Source organism: Candidatus Poribacteria bacterium, from assembly GCA_021295755.1.
Lineage (GTDB): Bacteria > Poribacteria > WGA-4E > WGA-4E > PCPOR2b > PCPOR2b.
This window is the reverse complement of the sequence record JAGWBT010000091.1, coordinates 12,082-12,627: the sequence shown is the minus strand read 5'-3', so window position 1 is coordinate 12,627 and position 546 is coordinate 12,082.

Here is a 546-nt window from a genome sequence, read left to right as displayed (position 1 = left end):
ACAAAGAGCAGCTCGCCGATCAAGAAGCTTATGTTACAATCCTTGCCCCGATGAAAAGGGGACTGAAAGAAATGACAGAAGGTGGGTTGGGTATGTCGAATATACGTTACAATCCTTGCCCCGATGAAAAGGGGACTGAAAGAGACGGTCACGTTACCCGATGATGATACGACCTATACGGTTACAATCCTTGCCCCGATGAAAAGGGGACTGAAAGTCGCCGCCTGACGTTTCTGAACCATCGCTTCATCGTCGTTACAATCCTTGCCCCGATGAAAAGGGGACTGAGAAATGCTATTAGCGAAGATTAGCGTGGATTAGCGGATGCTTTTCTTCCAATCAAAACTGACAGGAGAATCCCATGAAAACCCGACTTCTAATATGCCTAACCCTATGGAATCTCTATACCATCGGTTGCCTGAGTGGAACGACCGAAAAAATCGAACCCACCGCCACACCAGCAGAACCAGCGACCCCAGCATCGCTTGGGGGCCTCCATTTATCATTGGCGGCACCAAGCTACGGTCTCAACGAACCGATACCCCT